This is a genomic window from Bradyrhizobium sp. CCGUVB23, assembly GCF_024199885.1.
Lineage (GTDB): Bacteria > Pseudomonadota > Alphaproteobacteria > Rhizobiales > Xanthobacteraceae > Bradyrhizobium.
On sequence record NZ_JANADQ010000001.1, the window covers coordinates 3,288,416 to 3,315,184 of the forward strand.

Annotated in this window: 29 protein-coding genes, 1 tRNA gene and 1 riboswitch; of the genes, 9 read left to right on the forward strand and 21 right to left on the reverse strand. The window is 64.6% G+C overall.

Translation table 11 applies throughout. The features are described 5' to 3' along the window. Positions 1-37: 37 nt before the first annotated feature. From NLN62_RS15005 to NLN62_RS15020, 4 genes are all read right to left on the reverse strand, one after another. Positions 38-1,090 carry a LacI family DNA-binding transcriptional regulator gene (locus NLN62_RS15005; protein ID WP_027521492.1) on the reverse strand — a complete coding sequence of 351 codons (1,053 nt, stop codon included), beginning with the start codon at positions 1,088-1,090 and terminating at the stop codon, positions 38-40. Between the two features lie 82 nt (positions 1,091-1,172). Then, positions 1,173-1,637, reverse strand: coding sequence for a GNAT family N-acetyltransferase (locus tag NLN62_RS15010; protein WP_254109274.1), 465 nt, complete (start codon positions 1,635-1,637; stop codon positions 1,173-1,175). A gap of 13 nt (positions 1,638-1,650) precedes the next feature. Further along, complete coding sequence (locus NLN62_RS15015) at positions 1,651-2,163, reverse strand: GNAT family N-acetyltransferase (protein WP_254109275.1); 513 nt, start codon at positions 2,161-2,163, stop codon at positions 1,651-1,653. After that, entirely contained in the window at positions 2,163-2,744 is a 582-nt protein-coding gene (locus NLN62_RS15020; protein ID WP_254109276.1) for a helix-turn-helix domain-containing protein, read from the reverse strand. Before NLN62_RS15020 ends, NLN62_RS15015 begins: the two co-directional genes overlap by 1 nt. 176 nt (positions 2,745-2,920) lie before the next feature. On the opposite strand from NLN62_RS15020, the gene NLN62_RS15025 reads away from it, so the two are divergent. Further along, entirely contained in the window at positions 2,921-3,913 is a 993-nt protein-coding gene (locus NLN62_RS15025; RefSeq protein WP_254109277.1) for an alpha/beta fold hydrolase, read from the forward strand. Between the two features lie 57 nt (positions 3,914-3,970). On the opposite strand, the gene NLN62_RS15030 is transcribed toward NLN62_RS15025, so the two are convergent. Further along, positions 3,971-4,044 (reverse strand) — tRNA-Gly (locus tag NLN62_RS15030). 172 nt (positions 4,045-4,216) lie between these two features. Between NLN62_RS15030 and NLN62_RS15035 the strand changes: the two genes are divergently transcribed. From NLN62_RS15035 to NLN62_RS15055, 5 genes are all read left to right on the forward strand, one after another. Then, positions 4,217-4,792 (forward strand): methylated-DNA--[protein]-cysteine S-methyltransferase, encoded by a 576-nt coding sequence (locus NLN62_RS15035; protein WP_027521496.1) that lies wholly within the window; start codon positions 4,217-4,219, stop codon positions 4,790-4,792. Between the two features lie 96 nt (positions 4,793-4,888). Beyond that, positions 4,889-5,728 (forward strand): AraC family transcriptional regulator, encoded by an 840-nt coding sequence (locus NLN62_RS15040; RefSeq protein ID WP_027521497.1) that lies wholly within the window; start codon positions 4,889-4,891, stop codon positions 5,726-5,728. Between the two features lie 57 nt (positions 5,729-5,785). After that, entirely contained in the window at positions 5,786-6,145 is a 360-nt protein-coding gene (locus NLN62_RS15045) for a VOC family protein (RefSeq protein ID WP_254109278.1), read from the forward strand. 220 nt (positions 6,146-6,365) lie between these two features. Beyond that, positions 6,366-6,758 carry an SRPBCC family protein gene (locus NLN62_RS15050; RefSeq protein ID WP_027521499.1) on the forward strand — a complete coding sequence of 131 codons (393 nt, stop codon included), beginning with the start codon at positions 6,366-6,368 and terminating at the stop codon, positions 6,756-6,758. 126 nt (positions 6,759-6,884) lie between these two features. Continuing rightward, positions 6,885-7,355: a hypothetical protein gene (locus tag NLN62_RS15055; RefSeq protein ID WP_254109279.1), complete on the forward strand. Its 471-nt coding sequence runs from the start codon at positions 6,885-6,887 to the stop codon at positions 7,353-7,355. Positions 7,356-7,451: 96 nt separating this feature from the next. On the opposite strand, the gene NLN62_RS15060 is transcribed toward NLN62_RS15055, so the two are convergent. The 5 genes from NLN62_RS15060 to NLN62_RS15080 all read right to left on the reverse strand — a co-directional run bounded on the left by NLN62_RS15060 (position 7,452) and on the right by NLN62_RS15080 (position 12,928). Then, positions 7,452-8,144, reverse strand: a complete 693-nt coding sequence (locus NLN62_RS15060) for a hypothetical protein (protein ID WP_254109280.1) — start codon at positions 8,142-8,144, stop codon at positions 7,452-7,454. A 143-nt stretch (positions 8,145-8,287) separates the two neighbouring features. Then, positions 8,288-9,754, reverse strand: a complete 1,467-nt coding sequence (locus NLN62_RS15065; protein ID WP_254109281.1) for an MATE family efflux transporter — start codon at positions 9,752-9,754, stop codon at positions 8,288-8,290. 232 nt (positions 9,755-9,986) lie between these two features. Further along, positions 9,987-11,039, reverse strand: a complete 1,053-nt coding sequence (locus NLN62_RS15070) for a hypothetical protein (RefSeq protein ID WP_254109282.1) — start codon at positions 11,037-11,039, stop codon at positions 9,987-9,989. Between the two features lie 105 nt (positions 11,040-11,144). Continuing rightward, positions 11,145-11,567, reverse strand: a complete 423-nt coding sequence (locus tag NLN62_RS15075) for a PAS domain S-box protein (protein ID WP_027521504.1) — start codon at positions 11,565-11,567, stop codon at positions 11,145-11,147. 224 nt (positions 11,568-11,791) lie between these two features. Next, positions 11,792-12,928, reverse strand: coding sequence for a 2'-deoxycytidine 5'-triphosphate deaminase (locus NLN62_RS15080; protein WP_156944108.1), 1,137 nt, complete (start codon positions 12,926-12,928; stop codon positions 11,792-11,794). A gap of 79 nt (positions 12,929-13,007) precedes the next feature. After that, positions 13,008-13,087, forward strand: a riboswitch (SAM riboswitch). Between the two features lie 69 nt (positions 13,088-13,156). Between NLN62_RS15080 and NLN62_RS15085 the strand changes: the two genes are divergently transcribed. After that, complete coding sequence (locus NLN62_RS15085; protein ID WP_027521506.1) at positions 13,157-14,353, forward strand: O-succinylhomoserine sulfhydrylase; 1,197 nt, start codon at positions 13,157-13,159, stop codon at positions 14,351-14,353. Positions 14,354-14,455: 102 nt separating this feature from the next. Here NLN62_RS15085 and NLN62_RS15090 read toward each other — a convergent pair whose 3' ends face one another. Genes NLN62_RS15090 through NLN62_RS15100 form a run of 3 tightly spaced genes read right to left on the reverse strand, consistent with a single transcriptional unit; the run spans position 14,456 to position 17,514 of the window. Further along, complete coding sequence (locus NLN62_RS15090; protein ID WP_027521507.1) at positions 14,456-15,463, reverse strand: SGNH/GDSL hydrolase family protein; 1,008 nt, start codon at positions 15,461-15,463, stop codon at positions 14,456-14,458. 12 nt (positions 15,464-15,475) lie between these two features. Further along, positions 15,476-16,255 carry an SGNH/GDSL hydrolase family protein gene (locus NLN62_RS15095; RefSeq protein ID WP_027521508.1) on the reverse strand — a complete coding sequence of 260 codons (780 nt, stop codon included), beginning with the start codon at positions 16,253-16,255 and terminating at the stop codon, positions 15,476-15,478. Next, positions 16,255-17,514 carry an OpgC domain-containing protein gene (locus NLN62_RS15100; RefSeq protein WP_027521509.1) on the reverse strand — a complete coding sequence of 420 codons (1,260 nt, stop codon included), beginning with the start codon at positions 17,512-17,514 and terminating at the stop codon, positions 16,255-16,257. Before NLN62_RS15100 ends, NLN62_RS15095 begins: the two co-directional genes overlap by 1 nt. 178 nt (positions 17,515-17,692) lie before the next feature. On the opposite strand from NLN62_RS15100, the gene apaG reads away from it, so the two are divergent. Then, a complete protein-coding gene (apaG, locus tag NLN62_RS15105; protein WP_027521510.1) occupies positions 17,693-18,088 on the forward strand; it encodes a Co2+/Mg2+ efflux protein ApaG in 396 nt (131 codons plus the stop codon). Positions 18,089-18,226: 138 nt separating this feature from the next. Here the strand turns inward: apaG and NLN62_RS15110 are convergent, their stop codons facing one another. The 3 genes from NLN62_RS15110 to NLN62_RS15120 form a co-directional block, all read right to left on the reverse strand. Beyond that, complete coding sequence (locus NLN62_RS15110) at positions 18,227-19,234, reverse strand: Hsp33 family molecular chaperone (RefSeq protein WP_027521511.1); 1,008 nt, start codon at positions 19,232-19,234, stop codon at positions 18,227-18,229. 221 nt (positions 19,235-19,455) lie between these two features. Further along, complete coding sequence (gene argF / locus NLN62_RS15115) at positions 19,456-20,379, reverse strand: ornithine carbamoyltransferase (RefSeq protein WP_254109283.1); 924 nt, start codon at positions 20,377-20,379, stop codon at positions 19,456-19,458. Beyond that, positions 20,379-21,587, reverse strand: a complete 1,209-nt coding sequence (locus tag NLN62_RS15120) for an aspartate aminotransferase family protein (RefSeq protein ID WP_027521513.1) — start codon at positions 21,585-21,587, stop codon at positions 20,379-20,381. The genes argF and NLN62_RS15120 overlap by 1 nt, the downstream gene beginning before the upstream one ends. 457 nt (positions 21,588-22,044) lie before the next feature. Between NLN62_RS15120 and NLN62_RS15125 the strand changes: the two genes are divergently transcribed. Further along, the gene (locus tag NLN62_RS15125) at positions 22,045-22,557 is read left to right on the forward strand and encodes a GcrA family cell cycle regulator (RefSeq protein ID WP_027521514.1); all 513 of its coding nucleotides are present in this window, start codon (positions 22,045-22,047) and stop codon (positions 22,555-22,557) included. A gap of 82 nt (positions 22,558-22,639) precedes the next feature. Here the strand turns inward: NLN62_RS15125 and phoB are convergent, their stop codons facing one another. From phoB to pstC, 5 genes are read right to left on the reverse strand one after another with little or no spacing between them, the layout of a single operon-like run. After that, a complete protein-coding gene (gene phoB, locus NLN62_RS15130; RefSeq protein ID WP_027521515.1) occupies positions 22,640-23,347 on the reverse strand; it encodes a phosphate regulon transcriptional regulator PhoB in 708 nt (235 codons plus the stop codon). A 14-nt stretch (positions 23,348-23,361) separates the two neighbouring features. After that, positions 23,362-24,078: a phosphate signaling complex protein PhoU gene (gene phoU / locus NLN62_RS15135; RefSeq protein ID WP_027521516.1), complete on the reverse strand. Its 717-nt coding sequence runs from the start codon at positions 24,076-24,078 to the stop codon at positions 23,362-23,364. A gap of 11 nt (positions 24,079-24,089) precedes the next feature. Then, entirely contained in the window at positions 24,090-24,908 is an 819-nt protein-coding gene (gene pstB / locus NLN62_RS15140; RefSeq protein WP_027521517.1) for a phosphate ABC transporter ATP-binding protein PstB, read from the reverse strand. Then, a complete protein-coding gene (gene pstA / locus NLN62_RS15145; protein ID WP_027521518.1) occupies positions 24,905-25,750 on the reverse strand; it encodes a phosphate ABC transporter permease PstA in 846 nt (281 codons plus the stop codon). The genes pstB and pstA overlap by 4 nt, the downstream gene beginning before the upstream one ends. A gap of 4 nt (positions 25,751-25,754) precedes the next feature. Continuing rightward, on the reverse strand, positions 25,755-26,744 hold the full coding sequence (gene pstC / locus NLN62_RS15150) for a phosphate ABC transporter permease subunit PstC (RefSeq protein ID WP_027521519.1): 990 nt from the start codon (positions 26,742-26,744) through the stop codon (positions 25,755-25,757). Positions 26,745-26,769 lie beyond the last annotated feature (25 nt).

The following is a 26,769-nucleotide window of genomic DNA, read 5'->3' on the forward strand; positions in this document are numbered from 1 at the left end:
TCCCGCACGGGCGGTCCTCACGCATCCGTTCTGCCGGCTAAGGCAGATTGTCCCGCATCACGATGTCGATGCGGATCTTCTCCTGTTCGCTCAAGATCGGCTCGCCCCGCGCCAGCGCCAGCAACACGCGCACGGCGGCGCGCGCCTCGTGCCCGGGGTTCTGCGAAATCGCGGCATCCATCACGCCCTGCAGCAGCAGCTTGCGCGTCAGGACCGTGACGTCGTGTCCGACGAACACGATCTGCTTGTCGCGGCCGGACTCCATCAGCGCCCTCGCAACGCCCTGCGTGCCCGCGCCGACATTGTAGAGGCCGACGATATCAGGGTGTTTGGCGAGCAGCCGCGCCAATAGCTGCCAGGAACGCTCGTCCTCGTCGCGCCCCTCCAGCACCGGCAGCACGCTCAGCTCGACGAACTCCGAGGCCATCACCTGGTTGAAGCCGAAGATGCGCTCGGCGTGGTCGCGCAGGCCCTGCGAGCCAGCGACGATCGCGACCTTGCCGGAGCTTAAATCTGACCTTGGACCCACGAGCCGGCCGACCAGCGCGCCCGCGGTGCGCCCCGCAGCGATGTTGTCGATGCCGACATAATGGTGGCGCCGCGACGACGGCACGTCGGAGACCAGCGTCACCACCTTGGCCCCGCCCTCGACGAGATCGTTGATCGCCGCCCGCACGCCGGGATGATCGAGCGCCACCACGGCGATGCCGTCATAGGTGCCGACGAGAGCCTCGAGCGAAGATGCGAGTACGGAAGCGTCGAACACGTCGGTCGCGATCATCTCGACCGCGAGGCGGCGGGCCGAGAGCCAGGCCGTCATCTCGCCGAGATAGGACTGGATCTGCTGCATGAAGAGGTTCGGTCCCGACGGCATCACGAAGGCAAAGCGTCGGGCGCGGCCGCGGGCGAGCTCGGCGGCGGCAACATGCGGCTGAAAGGAATTGCGTTCGATCGCCTCCTTGACGCGCCGGACCGTGTCCGGCCGCACGCCGGGCCGGTTGTGCAGAACGCGATCGACCGTGGCGAGGCTGACGCCAGCCTGGCTTGCGATGTCCCTCAATGTCAGCGCGGCGGGCGCGTCCTGCTTCATGGGCTGAAGGCTAGCAGAGGTTTTCTGAGGTACGCAACTCATTTTGAGGGACGGGCGGAAGGACGGCCGCCACCGCCGCGGCTCAGCGTCCGGTCAGGTCGAGCGTCAGGAACAGGCTGTTGCGATCCTCGACATAGCCCTCGAACGGACCGCAATCGACGAAGCCGTGCGCCCGGTAGAGCGCGTGCGCGGGCTTGAAATAATCCCACGATCCGGTTTCGAGGCTCAGCCGCGCCATGCCGCGCCCGCGCGCCTCGCCGATGATATGGCTGAGCATGAGCGCGCCAAAGCCGCGCCGGCGCGCGGTCTGAAGCGTGTGCATCGACTTCACCTCGCCATGATCGGCCGCGAGCGTCTTCAGCGCGCCGGTGGCGACCAGCGTCTCGTCATCCCAGCCGGTCCAGAACGCGACATCGGCTGCGCGAAGGCCGCTGAGATCGAGTGCATGCGCACTGCCGGGCGCCGTCTGCGCCGCCGCGCTTGTCCGGTGATAATCGAGCAGCGCGATGACGCGCGGATCATGGGTATCGCCGGTACGGATATGCATGTCGCTCCTCATCTCACGGCGCGATGTCAGTGGCGAGCCGCTTCTGCATGAAGACGAGATCGAGCCAGCGGCCGAACTTGCAGCCGACCTCCGGCATGCGCGCCACTTCGCTAAAGCCGAGCGAGGCATGCAGCGCGATCGAACCCGCATTGGCGGCCTCGATCCCTGCGATCATCGTGTGCTTGCGCATGGCGGTGGCGCGCTCGATCAGCGCGGCCATCAGGCTGCGACCGATGCCGCAGCGGTGATGGCGCTCGTCGACATACACCGAATTCTCCACGGTGTGGCGATAGCCGGGCCACGGGCGGAAGTCGCCGAAGGAGGCAAAGCCCACCACATCCGATCCGCGCATTGCGACCAGCACGGGATAGCCCGCCTCGCCGCGGGCGCGGATCCAGTCGCGCCTCGCCTCCAGATCCGACGGGCCGTCGGTCCATACTGCCGTGGTGTTCAGCGCGGCGAAATTGTAGATCGCCAAAATTTCGGCGGCGTCTTCCAGCGTGGCATCGCGCACGATCAGCGGCATCAGGCTTTCCCTTGAGTTGTTCCGCGCCGGATGACGATGACGTAGCGCGCATCCTGCCGGCTTTCGTTCTCGAAGGTCACCGCGCGCATGACGTCGAAGTCGAGACAATCGCCTTCGCGCAGGCGCAGCGTCTTGGCGTCGATATACACGGAGATCGCGCCCTCCAGCATCAGGAGCTGCTGGGTGAAGGCGGTGCGGCCCCAGGGGCTGTAGGGCACGCGCGCACCGGCCGGCAGGTCGACGACGATGATCTCGATGCCGCTAGCCGCATCCGTCGGCGAGGCGTGACGGCGGCGATAGCCGCTCTCGGGATCGCGCCATTGCGGCTGGTCGGCAAGCCGCACCAGCCGTTCCGGCGGCTTCTCGGCAAGCGCGACCACGTCGCTCAGCGAGACCTCGAGCGCCGCACAGAGCTTTCCGAGCAGCGAAGCCGTGGCGCTGCTCTGCGCGCGCTCGACGCGCCCAATCATCGCGCGGCTGACGCCCGAGCGCGCGGCGAGTTCGTTCAGGGTCATGCCGGCATGCATCCTCAATGTCTTCAATCGGCGACCGATTGCCCTGTCGAGCTTTTGCTGGTCCATGGCCCCTCATCCGAATATCGGCCGGCTGCCGGACCGCATCCGCCAAAGCAAGAACGAGCTTAGCGCGGCGCGCGGCGAACGCCGGGATCGAGAGGCTAATATATTAGAATCTTTGCGCGCCTCGCACACCCGGTTAGGATGCTGCGATCGACCGAGCACCCGTGGGAGGCAGTCACATGAGCCAGCCAACGCAGCGGATGATCCGGACCAATGGCATCAGCCTCAACGTCGCCGAGCAGGGTGAAGGGCCGGTCGTGCTGCTCTGCCACGGCTTTCCCGAGAGCTGGTACTCCTGGCGCCATCAGCTTGCCGCGCTGGCCGCGGCCGGCTTCCACGCCGTTGCGCCTGACATGCGTGGCTATGGCAAGAGCGACCGCCCCGAGGCGATCGACCAATACACGATCTTCCATATGGTCGGCGATCTGGTCGGACTGCTCGACGCTCTTGAAGCACCCACCGCCGTGATCGTCGGACACGACTGGGGCGCAACGATTGCCTGGCACACCGCGCGCCTGCGGCCGGATCGTTTTCGTGCGGCCGCCATCCTCAGCGTGCCGTTCCGCCCGCGGAGCCCGGCGCCCCCAACGAGCCTGATGCCGCAGACGGCGGAGGCGCAGTTCTATCAATTGTATTTCCAGGAGCCGGGCGTGGCAGAGGCAGAGTTCGAAAGGGATCCGCGCGCGACACTCGGTGCGATGCTCTATGGCGGATCGGGCGAAGGCGCAGCCGCGATCCGCGCGAGAGCCGCAAGCAGTGGCAGGAGCGTCGGCGTCGGCATGGTGTCGCGGACCGGCGGCATGCTGCCGAAGGTGCCGGTGCCGCTGCCGTCATGGCTCAGCGCGAGCGATCTCGACTTCTATGCCGCCGAGTTCGCCCGCAGCGGATTTCGCGGTCCCCTCAACTATTATCGCAACGTCGATCGCAACTGGGAGCTGATGGCCGCCTTCGAGGGCCTGAAGGTCACCGTGCCAACGCTCTTCATCGCCGGCGACCACGACATGGTCATCGCATTCCCCGGTGCGGCCGAGCACCTCGCCAACATGAAACAATCTGTGCCGCTGCTCCGTGACATCCAGATGCTCCCCGGCTGCGGCCACTGGACCCAGCAGGAACGGCCGAACGAGGTGAATGCGGCGATCATCGATTTCTTGAGGAGCTTGCCGAGCTAGCGGCAGCGGACGCTCGCGCGTCGGCAGATACGAGCGTTGGCTGGAAGAGCGAGCGCTTGGAGCGGGCGAAGGGAATCGAACCCTCGTATGCAGCTTGGGAAGCTGCCGTTCTACCATTGAACTACGCCCGCTTGATGCGTGGTCCGCACCCCCTTGATTAGCCGAGACGGCGTCTCGCGCCAAGCGCTTTGGCGCCTTTGCCCTCACGCTTCTTAACGTCCTGGCAAGAATCCAGGTGCGCCGGATTGTGGCGGTGTTATGATCTTTGTCCGGGCTAAGGACGTGCATGAGTGGGGCGTGCACATGGTGGGGCGGTCTTACCTGATATTCGATACGGCGATCGGCCGCTGCGGCATCGTGTGGAGCAGCGCCGGGATCGTGGCCGTGCAATTGCCGGAGGCGCGGGAGCTCGACACCCGCCGCCGGATTTTTCGGGCCCATCCCGAGGCACGCGAGCAGCGGCCGGACGGCAACACCGAGCTTGCGATCGAGGCGATCACCGCATTCCTGCATGGCGACGCCGCCGATCTCCCCGACATCAGCCTCGACATGAGCGGCGTGCCGCCCTTCAACCGGCGCGTCTATGACTTCGCCCGGGCCATCCCGCGCGGGGAGACGCGCACCTATGGCGAGATCGCCAAGGCTCTGGGCGCCTCTGGCGCTTCACATTCGGTGGCACAGGCGATCGGCAAAAATCCCTTCATAATCATCGTGCCCTGCCATCGCGTGCTGGAGGTCGGGAACTATGCCGACCGGATCTCGCCTTATGGCGGGGTGATCTCGAAACGCCGCCTGCTCTCGCTCGAGGGCGCCCACCCGGTCGCCAGCAAGACGCTGTTCGAGGTGCTGCTGCCCGTTGCCCCACCGCGCGCCAGCTAAAAGCGCGATTGTGATCGCGCTTTTGGTTTTATTTTTGGGCATGATCTTATCGGAAAACCGCTACACACTTTTCCGGATCATGCCTAGATAGGGTGGATGGAAGCGACCACGCTGAAGACGACGCCTTCGATGACGGTGTCGCGGTTTCGCTGCGATGCGGGACCGGACGACAAGCCGTTTGCCGAATACCGCACCGGCCATTCGCTCGCCTATGTCCGCGAAGGCAGCTTTGGCTGCCATTGCCGGGCCGGCTTCTTCGAGCTGGTGGCGGGCTCCGTGCTGGTCGGCCATCCCGGCGAGGAATACACCTGCACGCATGAGCATGTCAGCGGCGACGAATGCCTGTCGTTCTTCATTGGCGAAGACCTCGTCGAAGCGCTCGGCGGACGACGCGAAGTCTGGCAGGTCGGCGCCACGCCGCCGCTCCCCGAGCTGATGGTACTGGGCGAGCTGGCCCAGACGGCAGCAGATGGCAACAGCGACTTAGGCATCGACGAGATCGGCCAGATCCTTGCGGGCCGCTTCGTCGAGGTGGTCTCGGGCAAGGCGCGCAAACAGGTCGCGCCGACGGCACGCGACCGCCGCCGCGCCGTGGAGAGCGCGCTGTGGATCGACGAGAATTCAGGAGAGGACATCGACCTCGACGACGCCGCGCGGCAGGCTGGTCTCAGCCCGTTCCACTTCCTGCGACTGTTCTCAAACGTGCTCGGCGTCACCCCGCATCAATATCTCGTGCGCTCGCGGCTGCGGCACGCCGCTCGCCTGCTGACAGATCATGACATCGCGGTCACCGACATCGCCTATGACGTCGGCTTCGGCGATCTCTCCAACTTCGTCCGCACCTTCCATCGCGCCGCCGGGGTGTCTCCGACGAAGTTTCGCCAGGCCTCCCGGGGGATGCGCAAGATTTTCCAAGAGCAGCTTGCCCTCAACTGACTAGGTTCGTCTCCATGTCGCGCCATGACGAGGCGCGCTTTTGCAATGGAGACCATCATGTACGATCACATCGGATTGCGCGTTGCCGACCTCGACGCCAGCACGCGGTTCTATACCGCGGTGCTCAGTCCCCTCGGCTACGTGCTCTGCTCGAGCGGCGACGGCTATGCCGGCTTCGGGCCGAAGGGCGAGCCGGCGCTCTGGCTCCATCTGAACAAGGGCCGCAAGGCCGACGGCGCCCACATCGCATTCCGCGCCAAGGACCACGACGCCGTGAAGAAATTCCACAGCGAAGGCCTGAAGTCCGGCGGACGCGACAATGGTGGCGCGGGTCCGCGCAAGGACTACAGCCCGACCTACTACGCGGCGTTTTTGATCGACCCCGACGGCAACAATGTGGAAGCGGTGTGTACGTGAGGTGGTGACCACAGCACCACACACACTCTGTCATGCCCCGGCTTGACCGGGGCATCCAGTACGCCGCGGCTTCTCGATTCAATCACGCCCGTCTCTGGAATACCGGATCGCCCGATCAAGTCGGGCGATGACATCTGAGAGTACGGCATGCGCGTGCCCAAGGCTCGTCATCGCAATGACGGCCTTATGGCTCGTCTTTCCCAATCAAAAGGACACATCCATGGCCTCCATCCACAACGACGTTCCTCTCAACGCTCCCGCACACAAAGTGTGGGACGCGGTGCGCGATTTCGGTGCCCTGCACGAGCGTCTCGTGCCGGGCTTCGTCACGGCGTGCCAGCTCGACGGCGATGCGCGCATCGTCACCTTCTCCAACGGCTCGGTCGCGCGCGAGGTGCTGGTCGACGCCGACGACGCGCGGCAGCGGCTGGTCTATGCGATCAACAACGAGCGGCTGAAGCATTACAGCGCCTCGGTTCAGGTGATCGCCGACGGCGAGGCGAAGTGCCGGCTGGTCTGGACCATCGACATGCTGCCGAACGAGCTCGCACCTTACGTGCAGGGGCAGACCAGGGAAGCGGTGCATGCCATGCACAGGGCGTTCCCAGGTTAGCGGTTCCTCTGTGACGATTTTCACAGAGCCCTCCCCGCGCCGGCTCTAATCATGGCCCCATGCGTCCGTTTGGCTCCGCCTCCCGCGGCGCCGCGCATGCAGGGAGCCAGCCAATTGGAGCGAGCAATGAGAGGTGCTGACAAGGTGATCCGCCAGGCAGCCGCCGCGCTGCTGCTGCTGTTTTCCATCACGAGCACGCCGGCCCGCGCGCAGTTCGCAGGTCTCGGTGGCGGCGGAGGCGCCGGCGGTCAGGACATGATGACCCAGATGGCGCCGATGCTGGAGATGATGAAGGCGAAGATGGGCAAGCGCCGCTTCGCCATGCTGATGCAGACCATGGGCCCGATGATGAGCCGCATGGTGGAGAATGGCGGCGGTTTCGGCGGCATGATGGGCGGCGGCGGCGGTCTTGCCAGTGGCAGTCTCGGCGGCGGTTATGGCGGCTACGCGCCGATGGGCGGCATGGGCATGGGCGGCGGCGACATCATGGGCATGCTCGGCGGCGCGGGCGGCGGCGACATGATGGCAATGATCCCGCAACTGATGCGGCTTGCGAATGTCGGCGGTAGCGGCCATCGCCGCCACAGGCATCACTAGATCGCGTCGGCGTGGCAACCGTAGCAACAGGACAACCACCCTTCGGGGACCCGAAGGATGATTGCACCGAGCCGGTCGGATGATGCCTCGCCGATGTCAGATCCGGTCGTTGATGAGGACGCCGGAAAGCGACGGGTCGTTTGCGTTCGTCGGGTCGCCTGATCGCGTCGCGCTGTAGGTCGAATCCGCGAGCGAGCTTTTCAACGACTGAAGAAATTGTTGAAGCAGATCCGTCGCCGAATTGCCGCTTGACGAGCTGTCCGTGCCGTTGGCCGAAGAAGATCCGCTTGCATTCGCCCTGTCGCTTGCTCCTGTCGTGCTGGAAGAGCTCGAATCCGTGAGCGAGCTTGTCAGCGACTGAAGGAATTGTTGAAGCAGGTCCACCACGGAATTGCCGCTCGACGAATTATCCGTGCCGTTGGCGGGAGGAGGCCCGTCGGGTGGCGGTGGTCCACCTGCTCCACCCGGCCCATGGGAGAACGCGGCCTTGAAGATACCTTGCAGCTCGGTGCCCTGCTGGTCGGTCAGCTTGCCGGCCGACACTTCCTGCTGGATAAGATCATCGATCTTTGACTTGAAACCGTCGGTCGATGGTCTGCTACCGCTTGATTGATCGCTCGCGCTGCTCGATTGCAAGGCGGAATCAATGTCGCTGAGGGCGGACGACAGCGCCGACTGATCGGACGAATTGATCGCGCCCGAACTCACTTCAGCTTGCAGCTCGTCTTGTAGTCGCTGCAACGGCGATGTGTGGTGGTGGCGGGAGGAGAGCGCCGAAATCGAGGTCATGGTGGCTTTCCGTGCTTTAGCTGGACTCGAGGCGACGTTGTCCTCAAGAGCTTGCGCGGGGCCTTCGGCAGAGAGCAGCTCCAGTTACTCGATATTGCTTGGCGATAGATAGAAACATTTGGAAACAAAATGCGGCAAGCGCCCTAGTCCGCCGCGGCCGAAAGAACCGGCCTGATCGCGGGCTTCGTCTCGCGCGGTCCCCAGCGCGTCAGCACGACGCTGGAACAGGACAGCGTTCCAAGCAAGACCATCGAGCTTGCGGCGAGCCAGAAGTAGCTTTGCGCGGTCGCTTCATGCGTCGACAGCCACCAGCCGATCGTCGCGATGAAGACGAGCCGCGCGGTCTGCGCCAGCACCGGTCCCAGCACCTTGGCCGCGCCCTGCGAGGAAAAATACATTGCCGTGGCGAGGCCCATGAAGGCGTAGAACGGCGCGACGGTGGAGAGATATTGATGACTCGTCGCGCGCACGGTCGCGCTGTCGGTGAAGATATTGACCCAGAGATCGGGGAAGATCGCAATCAGGCTCGCGGGCGTGCCCACCGCGAAGAATGCTGCCACGCCGGCCGTCCAGGCAATGCGGCGTGCGCGTGCGATCTTGCCGCCGCCGATCGCCATGCCGACCATCGGCACCGAGGCGATGCCGAACGAGAACGCGATCGAGATCAGCAGAAACTCGAGCCGCGCGCCGACGCCGTAGCCGGCGAGGATCGCGGTGCCGAACTTGGCCAGCATATGGGTGAAGATCGAGATCGTCAGCACTGATTGCAGCGGTGAGAAGCAGGCGATGGCGCCCACTTTCAGGATGTCGAAGAACATCGCCCATTGGATCTTCAGGCCGGCCAGCTTGGGCACAACGCGCGCGCGGCCGGAAAACAAATACCAGCTCATCACGCCGATGTTGATCGTGTAGGCGATCAGCGCGCCGGCGGCGACGCCGCGCATACCGAATTGCGGGACGGGGCCGAGCCCGAGGCCCAGCGTGCCGCCGAGGATGATCTGGCATACCGCCGAATTGAGCATCAACAGCGAGGGCAGCTTCATGTTGCCGGTGCCGCGCAGCACGCCAGCCAAAGTATTGAGCAGCCAGGGCAGCACCGCGCCGCCGAAGAACACCTGCGTATAGGCGATCGCCTGCGCAAGCACATTGCCGCGGCCGCCGAGCAGCTCCAAAAGAAGCGGCCCGAAGATCAGCATGCCCAGCATGAAGACGAGGCCGAAGCTAATGCCGATCAGGAGCGCGTGCGCGGCAAGCGTTCCGGCGCGCTCGCGGTCGCCCGCCCCCAGCGCACGCGCAATCGCGGAAGCCACAGCACCGCCCATGGCGCCGCCGGACATCGTCATCATCAGGATCACGCAGGGAAACACCAGCGCCATCGCGGCGAGCGATTCGACGCCTAGGCGGCCGATATAGGAGGTCTCCGCGATCACCACGCAGGTGCCAGCGGAGAGCCCGATCACGTTCGGCCAGGCAAGCCCGAGCAGCGTGCGCAGGATCGGCCCATCGACCAGCGCGCTCCGTGGCGCAGCAGATCTCGCCGGCCGCGACTGCGGCGGCTTGGGACGCTCCTCCTCATCGACCGGAATCTCGGCGACGCCGACGTCGGACATTTCCTCTCCAAATGACTCTTTAAGATCCTCTCCAAATGACTCTTTAAGAAGGTGCTACGACGATTGGATCGCAGCGTCTGTGAGTATGATCACGTTCACCGTCAATTGACCGATTCAACCCATGAACGAACCTGATGAATGGCCAGTGTTAGCACGGCGATGACCGATTCCACCTGCGTCAGGCGCAAGCGTGCCCTGCGGGAGCGCATTTCGGCGCATGGAAGGTGCTTCGCTAACCGATGCTCCAGAGCAGCGGCGGCTTGCCGCCTGCACCCGCTTGCAGCCTGACGCCGATATGACGCCCGCAGCCGGCCGCAAGCCCCTCGAACAGGCCTTGCAGCACCTTCGCGATAGCCGGATGATAATCGGCGACATCATCCATCAGCTTCCAGCTTTGCTGACCGATCTCGAAGCCGCCTTCGGACTCCGCAAGATCGGCCGCATCGTCCTGTGCCGCGAGCAGGGCGTTCAGGAAGGATGCAAACTCCTTCGCGCCGCCGCGGCTCTTCCCCAGCGCCGCCGCGACCTCGTCAAAACTCTGCATGCCGATCAGTTTGCCCGTCAGATGCAGGAGATATCCGGCATCCTCGGGACCGAACAACTGCACCATCACAGGCGCGGCCGTGCGGACATATTCCATCGCGTAGTTGCGATAGGCCTTTTCCAGCCGCGGCTTTGGCCAGCTCGCGACCGGCAGTGCCGGCGCGCTGTCCGCATCGAACAGCGGTGCTTCGACATGGCGCGCGAATACCAGGCGCTGGTCGACCTCGAGCGGATGATCATATTCGTAGTAGTAACCTTCGAGCCCGTCCTGGCCGTCGACGCTCTGCTTGGTGCAGACGAAGCCGAGCCTGAGATCACCGAGCGCCGCGCCGTTGTTGGCGTGCCAGCCGCGCAGCATCGCGCGCGACACCTCGCCGGGAATGCCGCAGATCGCGGGGCCCTTCCAGATCCAGCGTGGCGGCGGATAGCGGATCCAGGCCTTAGCATCGCTCTCATACATGTATTCGACATGCACGCCGCCGATCCAGTTGGAGAGATAGTGATATTGCGCAGCCGCCACCGCCGGCGGCAAATGACGCAGCCCGAGCTTGTCGAGCCCGGGAAGGAAACGCTCCTGCTGCTGGTGGCGAAACACGCGGAAGACGAATTCGGCAGCATCCGCCGTGCCGCGTCGCGTCACCACGGTGAGGATGAGGCCGGTGAAATAGGCGTGGTAGAGATCGGCGATGGCGCGCCAGCGTTGCCACCGGGCTTCCTGCGCGGAGTCTGCTGCAGCGGCCATGTTCGCTCCCGATCGTTGTTTTGATCGAGTGTGTCACTGCCCCCAGTGACGAGCAAGCTGACGCTCGTGCAGGGCGCCCTGCACGCTTCCTAGCCCAATTCCGGATCACGAAGTTGGCGGCGGCGACGCAGCCTTGGCCGCGCGCTCGCGTTCGACCCTTTCGGTCACATCGCGCGCCATTGCCACCGCCCCCTGCACGGCGCCGCCAGCGTCTCTGACTAGCGCAAACGTCATCTCGATGTAGAGCTTGCGCCCGCTCTTGTGCAGCGCGCGGGTCAGCGTAGGGCGGCCGGCGAGCTTCATCGCGCCGCTCGACGTCGCAGTCTCAAAGCCCTTCCAATGCGCGGCGCGCAAATGCTCGGGAACGATCAGGTCGAGGTTCTGGCCGAGCGCCTCCTGCGCGGAGAAACCGAACAGCGCGCTCGAGGCGCGATTCCATCGGACGATCGTGCCCGCCCGATCCGAATAGATCAGCGCATCCGCGGCGTCTTCGAGAATTCTTGTGTCGAGGTCGGATTGATCTGTCATGTCGTCACCTCGGACGGAATGTAGCCCGGATGGAGCGCAGCGCAATCCGGGATCTTTTTGGTGGCGAGAGTTCCCGGATTTCGCTTCGCAACCTGACGCACATTCGGTGTCATCGCCCGACCTCGATCGGGCGATCCGGTATTCCAGAGGCGGTCGAGCCTGAACAATGGGCCGCGGCGTAGTGGTGCCCCGATCAAGCCGGGGCATGACATCGGAGGATGCGGCTACACCCGGAAATGCTTGCTCAGCTTCAGGCCCTGCGCCTGGTAGTTCGAGCCGATGCGCTGGCCGTACATTGCGTCGGGCCGCGCCAGCATCTTCTCGTAGACGAGGCGGCCGACGATCTGGCCGTGCTCGAGGATGAAGGGCACTTCGCGCGAGCGCACCTCGAGTACCGCGCGCGCGCCTTGCCCGCCCGCACCGGCATAGCCGAAGCCGGGATCGAAGAAGCCGGCATAGTGCACGCGGAATTCGCCGACCAGAGGATCGAACGGCACCATCTCCGCGGCGTAGTCCGGCGGCACCTGCACGGCTTCCTTGGAGGCGAGGATGTAGAACTCGCCGGGATCGAGAATGAGGCTGCCGTCGGGACGCGCCGAGATCGGCTCCCAGAAATCCTCGACCGCGTAGCCGGCGCGGCGATCGACGTCGACGACGCCGGTGTGTCGTTTGGCGCGATAGCCGACGAAGCCGCCGCCCTTCTCGCCGGAGAGATCGACAGAGACGGCGACACCGCCGGTGAGATCGGCCTCGTCGATATCGACGAGACGCTCGGTCGCATGCAGCGCCTCGAGCTGGTCAATGTTGAGGATGGCATCGCCGGTGCGGAAGCGCACCTGCGATAGCCGCGAGCCTTCGCTCACCAGCACCGGAAACGTTTTTGGGCTGATCTCGGCATAGAGCGGGCCATGATAGCCCGCGCCGATCATGTCGAAGCGGCGGGTGCCGTCGGCGATCACGCGGGTAAAGACGTCGAGCCGGCCGGTCGAGCTCTTCGGATTGGCGGCCGCGACGATCTCCGGCGGCAGCGCGAGGCTCTCGAGCAGCGGCACGATGTAGACGCAATTGGTCTCCAGCACCGCGCCGTCGGCAAGGCTGAACTCATGCAGCTTCAGCTCATCGATGCGCTCGGCGACGGTCGCGCCCGGCCCGGGCAGGAAGCTCGCGCGGACGCGGTAGGCGATATCGCCGAGACGCAAATCGAGGCTCGCCGGCTGGATCTGGCTTTCGACGAAGTCGTAGGCGGGCAGGATGAGCCCGTCATCCGCCATCGCCGCGATCATGCGGTCGGGCAGAATACCATTGGCGTCGGCGGCGACCGTGAACGTCAACCGGTGGTCCTCATCTCGGGTCAAACGCATCCAAAAATGCGGAAAAACGAACCTTTTACCGCTATCCGATGGATGCCTTGACGAAAAGGGCATGGCGGAATATGAGCATGACTTATCCCGTGGTGATTTGAGCCGGCCGGCTTGCAGCCACGTTAAATAAATCGCTAAACAGGCCGGGGACCTCTGTGATCCCGGCCAGTGGAGATATCCAGGCCGGTTTTTTTGTGACCATTTTCAAGTGGTCACGTTGGAGGTCCTATGTCGAAGTCCCCGGCGTCCGCCGCGCAATACCGTCCCGAAACCCGCCTGGTCCATTCCGGCACCCTGCGCTCGCAATATGGCGAGACGTCCGAGGCGTTGTTCCTGACCCAGGGCTACGTCTACGCGAGCGCCGAGGAATGCGAGGCGCGGTTCAAGGGCGAAGATCCCGGCTTCATCTATTCGCGCTATTCCAACCCCACGATCGCGATGTTCGAGCAGCGCATGATCGAGCTCGAAGGCGCCGAAGCCGCCCGCTCGGCAGCGACCGGCATGGCCGCGGTGACAACCGCGATCCTGGCGCCCTTGAAGTCTGGCGATCACGTGGTGGCATCAAAGGCACTGTTCGGCTCGTGCCTCTACGTGGTGCAGGATCTGTTGCCGCGCTACGGCATCGAGACCACGCTGGTCGATGGTCTGGATCTCGACCAGTGGCAGCGCGCGGTCAAGCCGAACACCAAGACGTTCTTCCTGGAGAGCCCGACCAATCCGACGCTCGACGTGCTCGACATCCCGGCCATCGCCGAGATCGCGCACAAGGGCGGCGCACGGCTCGTTGTCGACAACGTGTTCGCCACCCCGATCTGGCAGAGCCCGCTCGCGCTCGGTGCCGATGTCGTGGTCTATTCCGCGACCAAGCATATCGACGGCCAGGGTCGGTGCCTGGGGGGCGTCATCCTGTCGTCGGAAGCCTTCATCGCCGAGCACATCCACAATTTCATGCGCCAGACCGGGCCGTCGATCTCGCCGTTCAACGCCTGGGTTTTGCTCAAGGGGCTGGAGACGCTCGGCGTGCGCGTGCGTGCGCAGACCGACACCGCGGCCCGCGTTGCCGAGGTGCTCGCGAGCCATCCAAAGATCTCGCGGCTGGTCTATCCCGGCCGCGCCGATCATCCGCAGGCGGCGCTGGTGAAGAAGCAGATGCGCGGCGGCTCGACGCTGGTCGGCTTCGAGGTCAAGGGCGGCAAGCAGGCGGCATTCCGCGTGCTCAATGCGCTTAAGCTGGCGAAGATTTCGAACAATCTCGGCGACGCCAAGAGTCTGGTGACGCATCCGGCGACCACGACGCATCAGCGCCTGAAGCCGGAAGACCGCGCTGCGCTCGGCATCAGCGAGGGCTTTATACGCTTCTCCGCGGGGCTCGAGCATGCCGATGATCTGATCGAGGATCTCACCGCGGCGCTGGAGAAGGCGTAACCACGCACTCGAAATCGTAGGGTGGGCAAAGCGAAGCGTGCCCACCACTTCTGCCGACGTTTGAGTTAGATAAAGTGGTGGGCACGGCCCACCCTACGGCAGCTACATCGGCCTATACGTCCGCACGTCGGCAGGCACGTTGACCCCTAACTTGATCTGGCCGACGGAGCGGATGATGTCGTCGCCGAGGAGCTGCGCGAAGCAGGCGTAGCCCCAATCATTCATGTGCAGGCCGTCGGAGATCACGAAACTCTCGACCGGAATGGCCTGCTTCTCGTGCCAGTCGCGCATCACCTCGAAGCGCGGGAAGATCCCGACGTGGCGGAGCTCGGCGACACGGCCGAGCAGCTTCACCATCTTGCCGGCGCTCTCGGGGCGCTCGGTGACGCGCGGCGAATATTGCGGATCGACCAGCACGATGTCGGCATCGCCGGCCGCCTGGATGCGCGTGATGCCGTCCTCGACGAGCTTTGCGGTGTCGCCCGGATCGAGGTTGCGCAGCACCGCATTGGTGCCGACCTGCCAGATCACGAGGTCCGGATGCACGTCGATCACCTCCTTCTGGAGGCGCTTCATCATCTCGGGCGCGTCCTCGCCGCCGACACCGGCGTTGATGACGGTGATGTCGGCAGTCGGATATTGCCGGCGAAGCTGTCCGGCGAGGCGGTTCGGATAGTTGAAATCGGGCGAGCTCGCACCGAAGCCCGCCGTCGACGACGATCCGAACGCGACGATCACGACCGGCTTGCCGGCGACCAGCTTGCCCGCGACATGCGGCAGCGAGCCCATCGATTTCGCGCTGCCCTTGTTCGCGCTGCCCTTGGGCGGCAGGCACGGCACGCGGCTAAAGATGTCGCCGGCGGATTTGGCGACCTGCTTGACCCTGTCAATGGCCCGCGCGGTGAGGCCGCGCTGCTCGGGAAAGTCTTGCTGGCTGGTCGCGGGGGTCGTGATCTGCGGTGCGGGCGCCGGACCAGCGGCCTGTGGGGCCGTCGGCGCGACCGCCACGGCCTGCGCGTGGGCGGGTGACAGCGCCACAGGCATCAGCAGCGCGGCCGCTATGGGCGCAGCCAGCCATGCCGTCAGGCCAAAAGGGCGGAAAGAACTCATTTACGCTGAACCTCAATTTTGCTGCTGGGCCGGACCCAGATGGGCGGCATCGACGACGAACTGCGCCAGCGCCCGGCCAAGGCAATCATGGACCTGTTTCGCCAACTCCGGTCCACGCGACGAATTGAACAGGTCGAACTGCCCCTGATCATTCCATTGACGCATGATCGCGAAACGGTCGAACAGCGGAATATCATGCTCCTGCGCGACCACGCGCATATTATCTAGGTAGGGCGGCACCGAGATCATGGTTTCGGTCCGCGGGCTATACTGCAAGTTCATCAATATAACGTCGGCCCCAGCGTTTTGCAGCGCAGTAACGCCATCCGTGACGGCACCGCGGAACTCATCGGGATCGATGGATCGGATAGCATCCACGGTCCCGGTCTGCCAGATGACCAAAGTAGGCCTTTTCGCTTCCATAAGCTTAACGAAGGTGGATGCGGCCTCTTCTGCGGTCTTCTTGCTCTGTAGTTCTACGGAGACGTGCACCGGTTCCGACGGCAGCTTCTCCTTCAGGATCGCCTGCAGCCGGGCCGGATAGGAGCTCTCTTCCGACGACGGGATGGTGGTCGACCGGCTGCCGACGACCAGGATTTCGAGCGGCTTTTCGCTCTTCACGGCCTCGGCGACCTTCGGGAGCTGGCTTTCGGTGGCGAGCAGATAGGACGGCACCTCGCAGGCCGCAGGCCCTGCGGGAGCTTGAGGCGCAGCATTATCCTCGGCGCGCGCGGAAGGCGCGGCGAGCACACCGCATAGCAGGATCAGGCTCCGGAGAACCTTCGCCTTCATCAGCCCCCTCCCGCCAGATCGGCGTTGCCGACGGCGTTTTTGGTTTTCGAACCGCTCTTGTCAGCCACCTGCTTGTACCACGAAATCACCCAGGCCATGGCCCACATGATCAGGATTCCGCAGAGACTAATCAGCGCATGCATGCCCGGGCCACCGGACACCTCGGCCAGGATGAAATGGCCGGCAAAGGCCAGGAACACGCCGAGGCAGAAGATCTCCAGCGAATGCTGGCCGCAGAGGATCAACGGCCTCAGGAGAGGCGATTTCAGGCCCGGCCAGTCCCGCGGCAGGAAGCGCACGGTGAGCGCGGCCAGCGCCAGGAAATGCGTGAAGCGCAGCACGTCCAGATCGGTCTTGTCGATCGGATACATCCACTGCTCGATCCGCTTCGGCATGAAGTGGGAGAGCTGCGGCACGTACCAGGTCAACGTCACGTAGAACGCCGCGGCCAGATAGGCGATCGAGATCCACATCGTCACGGGTGATGCCAGGATCCGTGACATGCGCCGTGCACCTCCGAGCGCACACCAGGCACCGAACACGAACAGCAATTGCCAGGCCAGCGGGTTGAACGCCCAGAAGCCGTTCGGATAGGCCGAAAAATAGAGATCGAACTCCCAAGTCACCACGTAGAGCACGACCGACAGGCCGAGCGTGAGATCCGGCTTCCATTTCATCAGCCAGAGGATCAGCGGCAGCGCCAGCATCAACACGATGTAGAGCGGCAGCACGTCCATGTTGACGGGCCGGAAGCGCAGCAGCAGCGCCTGCACGATGGTGACGTCGGGCTGCTTGAGGAAATCCATGATGCCCATCTCTTCCGTGTAGAGCGGGTTCTCGAAGCTGGTCGCGACATAGGAGATTTCCGCGAGGAAGATCGTGAACAGGAAGACGTGGGCGACATAGATCTGCCAAACCCGACGCAGGATCCGCGCCGTGGCGATGACGACGCCTGAGTCCAGCATCGCGCGGCCGTAGACGAAGGCCGCGGTGTAGCCGGAGATGAAGATGAAGATCTCGGTGGCGTCGCTGAAGCCGTAGTTGCGGATGGTGAACCAGGTCAGCAGATTTGGCGGCAAGTGGTCGATGAAGATCAGCCACAACGCCAGCCCGCGGAAAAGGTCGAGGCGAAGCTCGCGCTCGCCGATGACGGGCAGCGTGATGGCGGGCGCCGCCGCGCGCGGCTTCGCCTCCACGGTGGACTTGGCATCCGCGGTTCCGGCGACCGGTGATCCCGTCACTTGGTCGGCAATGGTCATCGGGCCAAAACCCTTGCGCAAATCGCAGCGTTTGAGGAGTGTACCGGGCCGGTGGCCTGCTCGCAAAGCGATCGGATCACATTGGGGTGTAACTACGGTGCCAATTCGGGCGGCACGATGTCGCTGACGCCGCGAGCCACGATTGGTTCCCGGCAAGCTTTTCGTTATGATGGCAGCCATGTACCGTGCCGTGACCCGCCAGATCGAAGTGACCGTCGAGCCGAACTTTGTCCCGGAGCAGTCGTCGGCCGAGCGCTCGCGCTACTTCTGGTCCTACACCATCGTGATCACCAATTCCGGCGACGAGACCGTGCAGCTCAAGACGCGGCACTGGATCATCACCGACGCGACGGGGCGGCAGCAGGAGGTTAAAGGCGAAGGCGTGATCGGCGAGCAGCCAATCCTCGCGCCCGGCGAGCGCTACGAATACACCTCCGGCGTCCCGCTCTCGACCGCCTCGGGCTTCATGACCGGCCGCTACCAGATGGTCAACGAAAGCGGCGAGCGATTTGAGATCGACGTGCCGACGTTCTCGCTGGACAGCCCGGACGGCGGCAAGCGGGTGTTGAATTGAGGGGCGGCGAGCTGCGGTATCGCGACTGTAGCTGCCGTAGGGTGGGCAAAGCGAAGCGTGCCCACCATCTCTCCAATCATGCGACAGAAGTTGATGGGCACGCTTCGCTTTGCCCACCTACGATTTCCGAGCGCTTGGCTACGCGTTTTCCACGCCCGCCTCGTGCGGCGTGAATTGATACACCGAGCTGCAGAACTCGCAGGTCACGACGACCTTGTCGTCCTTGACCATCGCGGCACGATCATCCGGCGAAAAGCTCTTCAGCATCGCTGCCACCGCATCGCGCGAGCAGGAACATTCCGCCTTCAGACCGTGCGGCTTGAACACGCGCACGCCGCGCTCGTGGAAGAGGCGGTACAACAGCCGCTCGCCGGAGAGATCGGGATCGATCAGCTCGACGTCCTCGGCCGTGCCGATCAGCGAGCGCGCCTCGACCCAGGCATCGTCCTCGGCGACGGTATGCGGCGTGGTGCCTTCGGGCGCGTCACCGGGATGCAGGTCGGCCTGTCGCGCGCGCTCCGGCGCCTTCGGCAAGAACTGCATCAAGAGACCACCGGCGCGCCAGCGGTGCTTGCCGCCGTCGCTCGAGCGCCATTCCTCGCCGACGGCGAGGCGCACCTGGGTCGGGATCTGCTCCGAGCGCAGGAAGTACTCATGCGCGGCGTCTTCCAGGCTGCCGCCGTCGAGCGCGACGAGGCCCTGGTAGCGGCTCATATCCGCGCCCTGGTCGATGGTCATGGCGAGATGGCCGCGACCGAGCAGCGAGCCGGAGTCCTTCGCCTCGCCGAGCCGCGAGGCGTCGTAGCGGGCATAGGCGCGCAGGCGGTCGGGTGCCTTGAAGTCGACCACCAGGAATGACACCGGGCCGTCAGTCTGCGCCTGAAGAATGAAGCGACCTTCGAATTTCACCGCCGAGCCGAGCAGCGTCGTCAGCACGATGGCCTCGCCAAGCAGCTTGCCGACCGGCGCGGGATAATCGTGCTTGGTGAGGATATCGTCGAGCGTGGGCCCGAGCCGGGTCAAGCGCCCGCGCACGTCGAGCGCATCGACCTCGAAGGGCAGCACGGCATCGTCGACGGGAACGGAAGACGGCGCGCGAACCGGGCTTTCGGGCCCGGCTTTGATGTCAGGGGATTGGGAGACCATGGCGCTCTATCTGGGGTCGGAGGAGGTGAAATGGAAGGGGTGACGAGACGCTCCGTTTCGGATGCAGAATGGATCGTACACAGCACACCATATTCGGTGTCGTCCCCGATCTGCGCTCCGCTTCGCTGCGCTTGTCCGGGACGACGACCAACGTTAGGGCGAAAGCAGCGCCACGCCGCCATCGCCACGGCACTGTCGTCCGCCAGGACGACGATCCAAACCTACTTCACCGCGTCAAAGCACCAGGCCAAAATGCCCTTCTGCGCGTGCAGGCGGTTTTCGGCCTCGTCGAACACGACGGATTGCGGGCCGTCGATCACCTCGTCGGTAACCTCCTCGCCGCGATGGGCGGGCAGGCAGTGCATGAACAGCGCATCGGGCTTGGCGAGCGACATCAGCTTGGCGTTCACTTGGTAGGGCTTGAGCACGTTGTGGCGGCGCTCGCCTTCCTTGTCGCCCATCGAGACCCAGGTATCGGTGACGACGCAATCGGCGCCGCGCACCGCGGCTTCCGGATCGGTACCCAGCATGATCGGAGCGCCCGTCGCCTTCACCCAGTCGCGCATCGCCTTTTTCGGCGCGAGCTCCGGCGGGGTCGCGACATTGAGGTTGAACTTGAAGCGCTCGGCGGCATGCGCCCAGGAGGCGAGAACGTTGTTGTCGTCGCCGGTCCAGGCCACCGTCTTTCCTTCGATCGGCCCCCGATGCTCCTCATAGGTCATGAGGTCGGCCATCACCTGGCAGGGATGCGAACGCCGCGTCAGCCCGTTGATGACGGGCACGGTCGCATTCGCCGCGAGCTCGAGCAGCGCATCGTGATTGAGGATGCGGATCATGATGGCATCGACATAGCGCGACAGCACGCGCGCGGTGTCGGCGATGGTCTCGCCGCGGCCGAGCTGCATCTCGGCGCCGGTGAGCATGATGGGCTCGCCGCCGAGCTGGCGCATGGCGACATCGAACGACACCCGCGTCCGCGTCGACGGACGCTCGAAGATCATCGCCAGCGTCTTGCCTTCGAGCGGCTTGACCGGCTGATGCGCCTTCTGCTTCGCCTTCATGGCGGAGGAAGCGGCGAGCATGCTCTTGAGCTCCGCCAGCGGCAGCTCGTTGATGTCCAGGAAGTGCTTGGGCGTCTTGCTCATCAGCCTGCCGCCCGTGCCTTGAGATTCGATTCAATCGCCGTGCAGGCGCGCTCGAGCCGCGCGACCCCCTCCTCGATCTCCACCTCGGTGACGATCAAAGGCGGCAGGAAGCGCACCACATTGTCGCCGGCGCCGACGGTGAGCAGCTTTTCGTTGCGCAGCGCCGTGGCGAGATCGCCGGAGGGCACGACGGCCTTGAGGCCGATCAAAAGCCCCTCGCCGCGCACCTCGCTGACGACATCGGGATGGCGGTCGATCACGGAGGCCAGCTTCTGCTTGAGCAGCAGCGACATCTTCTGCACGTGATCGAAGAAACCGGGCTTGAGCATGACGTCGAGCACGGCGTTCGCCGCGGACACGGCGAGCGGATTGCCGCCGAAGGTCGAGCCGTGCGAGCCGGGCGTCATGCCTGAGGCGGCTTCGGCGGTCGCAAGGCACGCGCCGATCGGAAAGCCGCCGCCGAGTGCCTTCGCAAGCGACATCACGTCGGGAGTCACGCCGAGACGGCGATGGGCAAAGAGATCGCCGGTGCGGCCCATGCCGGTCTGCACCTCGTCGAAGGCAAGCAGAAGACCATGCTCGTCGCAGAGCTGGCGCAGCGCGCGATAGAAGGCGGGAGGAGCCGAGCGTACGCCGCCCTCGCCCTGGATCGGCTCGATCAGGATGCCTGCAGTCTGTGGGCCGATCGCCTTCTTGACGGCTTCGAGGTCGCCATGCGGCACCTGGTCAAAGCCGTCGAGCTGCGGGCCGAAACCTTCGAGATATTTTGCCGAGCCGGTCGCCGCGAGCGTTGCCAGCGTGCGGCCATGGAAGGCGCCCTCGAAAGTGATCATGCGGTAGCGCTCGGGATGGCCCTTGGAGGCGTGATAGCGGCGCACCACTTTGATTACGCATTCCATCGCCTCGGCGCCGGAATTGCAGAAGAACACGAAGTCCGCAAAGCTCTCGTTGCAGAGCCTGACTGCCAGCTTCTCGCCGTCCGGGCTCTGGAACAGGTTCGACATGTGCCAGAGCTTCGTGGCCTGCTCCTGCAAGGCCTTGACCAAAGCGGGATGTGCATGGCCCAGCGCATTCACGGCGACACCCGAGGTGAAATCGAGATAGCGCTCGCCATTGGTCGCGACCAGCCAGCAGCCTTCGCCGCGCTCGAAGCCGAGCTCGGCCCTGGCGAAAACGGGAAGCAAATGCGTCGCGGCGCTTTTGGTCATGACGGTCACTTGAATGTTGAGGCTGGCTCACGAGACTGCCTTGCGCAGCGCATCGTTGACCTGCCCGGAAAACGAAACGTGCCGCCTTTTAAGGGCGGCACGTGTCACCATTTTATGCTTGGAAAAACCGCTGTCAATGCCGCCAGAAGGCCCTGCAAGGCGTGCGGCCGTAGTCTTGCGGTGGCATTTTTGAGTTCTTTTAGCGACGGAACATGTGGACGCGGAGCCGCAGACTCTTGCGCGGGAGTCACGCCATATTGTAGCGTTTCCCCTGTCAGATACGACATCTCGTGCAGCAGTTCTGATCCTCTTAGTCCTCATGTACCGGCGTAGCGTTCAGGTGCGTTTTCGCGCCCGGCGAGCCTTAAGGGATTCTGGCGGCACGGGTTTTTCGAGGCTTAGACATCGCCACGCGGCCCCAAGGGATTGGCAGGCGCGCGGCGAGGGGAAGGGTGCAATGACGGTTTTGACCTGGTCCGACGATCGCGTCGAGCAATTGAAAAAGCTCTGGGAAGCCGGGCTTTCGGCCAGCCAGATCGCTGCCGAACTCGGGAATGTGACCCGCAACGCCGTAATCGGCAAGGTGCACCGGCTGGGCCTGTCCGGCCGCGCCAAGAGCCCGTCCTCGGCGGCTCCCCGGCCGCGCAAGGCGCGCCCGGCGCAGCACATGATGCGGGTGAGCCGCCCGATCTCGCGCGGCAACACCGCCCTCGCCCAGGCCTTCGAGGTCGAGGTCGAGCCCGATCCGATCACCTATGACAATGTCGTTCCGATGAGCCAGCGCCTGTCGCTGCTCGAGCTCAACGAGGCGACCTGCCACTGGCCGGTCGGCGATCCCTCGAGCCCGGATTTCTTCTTCTGCGGCGGCAAGTCGCTCTCGGGCCTGCCCTATTGCGCACAGCACTCGCGCGTCGCCTACCAGCCGGCCGCCGACCGCCGCCGCGCACCGGCCAAGCCCGGCACGCGCTGAGTTCAGCCACAAACGACAACGTCCCGGTGCAAGGCCGGGACGCTTGATCGAGAAACGTCAGCGCGCCATCCGGCGCGCTTTTTTACGTCTGCTCCGCCTTCGCGAAACGATCATCCAGCGCGTAGCCGGCGCCACGGACGGTGCGGATCGGGTCCTGCTCGCGACCGAGATTGAGCAGCTTGCGCAGGCGGCCGATGTGGACGTCGACGGTGCGCTCGTCGATATAGATGTCGCGGCCCCAGACGCTGTCGAGCAGCTGCTCGCGCGAGAACACCCGGCCGGGATGCTCCAGGAAGAACTCCAGGAGGCGATATTCGGTCGGGCCGAGGTCGATCGGCCGACCGGAGCGCGCCACGCGGCGCTTCTCGCGGTCGAGCTCGATGTCGCCAAAGGCGAGTATGGTCGCGAGCCGCTCGGGGCTTGCACGCCGGAGCAGGCCTTTCACGCGCGCGAGCAATTCGGGCACCGAGAACGGCTTGACGATGTAGTCGTCGGCGCCGGTCGCAAGCCCGCGCACCCGCTCGCTCTCCTCACCGCGCGCGGTGAGCATGATGATCGGCAGCTGCTTGGTCTCGGGCCTGGCGCGAAGCCTGCGGCACAGCTCGATGCCGGACAGTCCCGGCAGCATCCAGTCGAGCACGATCAGGTCGGGAATGTGCTCCTTGAGGCGGGTGTCGGCGTCGTCGCCGCGCATCACCGTCTCGACATCGTAGCCGTCGCCTTCGAGGTTGTAGCGCAACAGCTCGGTCAGCGCTTCCTCGTCCTCAACAACCAGAATGCGTGCGCCCATGGCGTCGTCGCTCCTTAAGTGTTCGGCACGGTCGTGGCGAAGGTCGTCATATCGCCCTTCGGCCGCTTGTCCGCGATGGCCTGACCTTCGATCATGTAGAAGACGGTCTCGGCGATGTTGGTCGCATGGTCGCCAATCCGCTCGATGTTCTTGGCGCAGAACATCAAATGGATGCAGAACGAGATGTTGCGCGGATCCTCCATCATGTAGGTGAGGAGCTCGCGGAACAGCGAGGTGCAGATCGCGTCGACCTCCTCGTCGCCCTTCCACACCATCATCGCCGCCGGCAGGTCATGCGCGGCATAGGCGTCCAGCACCGACTTGACCTGCTGCTGCACGAGGTCGGTCATGTGTTCCAGGCCGCGGAACAGCTTCAGCGGATGGAAATCGGTTTCCAGCGCGGCGACGCGCTTGCCCATGTTCTTGGCGAGGTCGCCGATCCGCTCCAGATCGGTCGCAACGCGCATGGCGCCGACGATCTCGCGCAGGTCGACCGCCATCGGCTGCCGGCGCGCGATCGTGAGCACGGCGCGCTCCTCGATCTTCTTCTGGAGCGCGTCGATCTCGGCGTCGGTCGCCACCACGCGCTGGCCGAGAGCGACGTCACGGCGGATCAGCGCATCGACGGAATCGACGATCATGCGCTCGGCAAGGCCGCCCATCTCCGCAACGAGCCGCGTGAGCTCCTGGAGGTCGGTGTCGAAGGCCTTTGCGGTATGTTCAGAAGCCATTTCCTGTCTCCTCAGCCGAAGCGGCCGGTGATGTAGTCCTGGGTGCGCCGGTCGCTGGGCGACGTGAAGATCTTGCTGGTCTCGTCGAACTCGATCAACTCGCCAAGATACATGAAGGCGGTCTTGTCGGAGACGCGCGCCGCCTGCTGCATGTTGTGGGTGACGATCGCGATCGTGTAGTTCTCTGCGAGCTCCTGGATAAGCTCCTCGACCTTGGCGGTCGAGATCGGATCGAGCGCCGAGCAGGGCTCGTCGAACAGGATCACCTCAGGACGCACCGCAACGGTGCGGGCGATACAGAGACGCTGCTGCTGGCCGCCGGAGAGCGACAGGCCGGAGGCGTTGAGCTTGTCCTTGACCTCGTTCCACAGCGCGCCGCCGCGCAGCGCCTTCTCGACCCGGTCGTCCATCTCGGACTTGGAGATCTTCTCATAGAGGCGGATGCCGAAGGCGATGTTCTCGTAGATCGTCATCGGGAACGGCGTCGGCTTCTGGAACACCATGCCGACGCGAGCGCGCAGCAGATTGAGGTCGAGCTTGGTGTCGAGGATGTTGGTCTGGTCGAGCATGAGCTGACCGGTGGCGCGCTGGCCCGGATAGAGATCGTACATCCGGTTGAAGATGCGCAGCAGGGTCGACTTGCCGCAGCCCGACGGACCGATGAACGCCGTAACGCGGTTGGTGCCGAGCGTCAGGTTGATGTTCTTCAGCGCGTGGTGCTCGCCGTAATAGAAATTGAGGTTGCGCACCGTCACCTTGGCCGGAGCCTCAGGCAGCGTCGGCGACGCCTGACGTCCGGTGGAACTTACGGAAACGGACAGATCGCTCATTTTGCAGTCCTCTCGGCGCCAAGAATGCGCGCGCCAATGTTCAGGGCAAGCACGGTCAGGGTGATCAGCAGCGCCCCGCTCCAGGCCAGCTGCTTCCAGTAGGCGTAGGGGCTCTGCACGAAATTGTTGATGGTGACCGGCAGATTCGCCATCGTCTTGTTCAGGCTGAGGCTGAAGAACTGGTTCGACAAGGCGGTGAACAGCAGCGGCGCGGTCTCACCGGCAACGCGGGCGGTCGCGAGCAGCACACCGGTGATGAGGCCGGAGCGCGCCGCGCGGTAGGCGATCCGCTTGATCACCAGCGAGCGCGGCAGGCCGAGCGCGGAGGCCGCTTCGCGCAGCGCGTTCGGCACCAGCAGCAGCATGTCCTCGGTCGTGCGCAGCACCACCGGGATCACGATGACGGCCAGCGCGAGGGAGCCGGCGATCGCGGAGAAGCCGCGCATCGGCACCACCACCGCGCCATAGATGAACAGGCCGATGATGATCGAGGGCGCGCTGAGCAGGATGTCGTTGATGAAGCGGATCACCGAGGTCAGCTTGTCGTTGCGGCCGTACTCGGCGAGATAGGTGCCGGCGAACAGGCCGAGCGGCGCGCCGATGCCGACGCCGATCACGGTCATGATGATCGAACCGATGATGGCATTGCGCAGGCCGCCTTCGGTCGAGCCCGGAGGCGGAGTGTCCGCGACGAAGAGCTGAAGGTTCAGACCGGTGAGGCCGTTGTAGAGCAGCGTGATCAGGATCAGCGCGAGCCAGGTCACACCGAAGGCGGCGGCTGCGATGCAGAGCCCGCGGATCACGATGTCCTTGCGGCGGCGGCGTGCGTAGATCGGGTTCATGGCGTCACTTCCCCGCCTTCTGTTCCAGCCGCAGCAGCATCAGCCGCGCACCGGCCAGCACGAAGAACGTGAGTACGAACAGCAGGAGGCCGAGCAGGATCAGGCCGGACTGGTGCAGGCCGTCGCTTTCGGCGAACTCGGATGCGATCGCCGCTGAGATCGTGGTGCCCGGCGCGAAGATCGAGGAGGAGATACGGAAGGAGTTGCCGATGATGAAGGTCACCGCCATGGTCTCGCCGAGCGCGCGGCCGAGTGCCAGCATGACCCCGCCGATGATGCCGACACGCGTATAGGGGATCACCACGCTGCGCACGACCTCCCAGGTGGTGCAGCCGACGCCATAGGCGGCTTCCTTCAGGACCGGCGGCACGGTCTTGAACACGTCGACCGAGATCGAGGTGATGAAGGGCAGCACCATGATCGCCAGGATCAGCGAGGCGTTGAACAGGCTGAGATAGGACGGCGGGCCGGCGAAGATCGCGCCCAGCACGGGAACGCCGTCGAACAGCTTGATCATGAAGGGCTGGAATGTGTTGGCCAGGAACGGACCCAGCACAAAGAAACCCCACATGCCGTAGATGATCGAGGGAATGCCGGCGAGCAGCTCGACCGCCATGCCGATCGGGCGGCGCAGCCATTGCGGGCAGAGCTCGGTGAGGAAGATCGCAATCCCGAGCCCAACGGGGATGGCGATCAGCATCGCGATGAAGGAGGTAACGAGCGTGCCGTACATCGGCCCGAGTGCGCCGAGCACGGGCGGATCGGCCGAGGGCGCCCAGCGCTGCGTCCACAGGAACGAAAGGCCGTATTCCCTGATCGCCGGGAAGGCGCCGACGATCAGCGACAGGATGATGCCCCCTAAGATCAGGAGCACCGAGATCGCGCTGAGCCGCGTGATCCAGTAGAAGGTCATGTCGCCGAGCTTGAACGCGCTCAAGGCCTTGGCGCGGTCATATGGTCCGGCGTCGTCGACGATATCGCTCTGAACGGCCATCTCTGCCACGCCGATCCCCTGCACC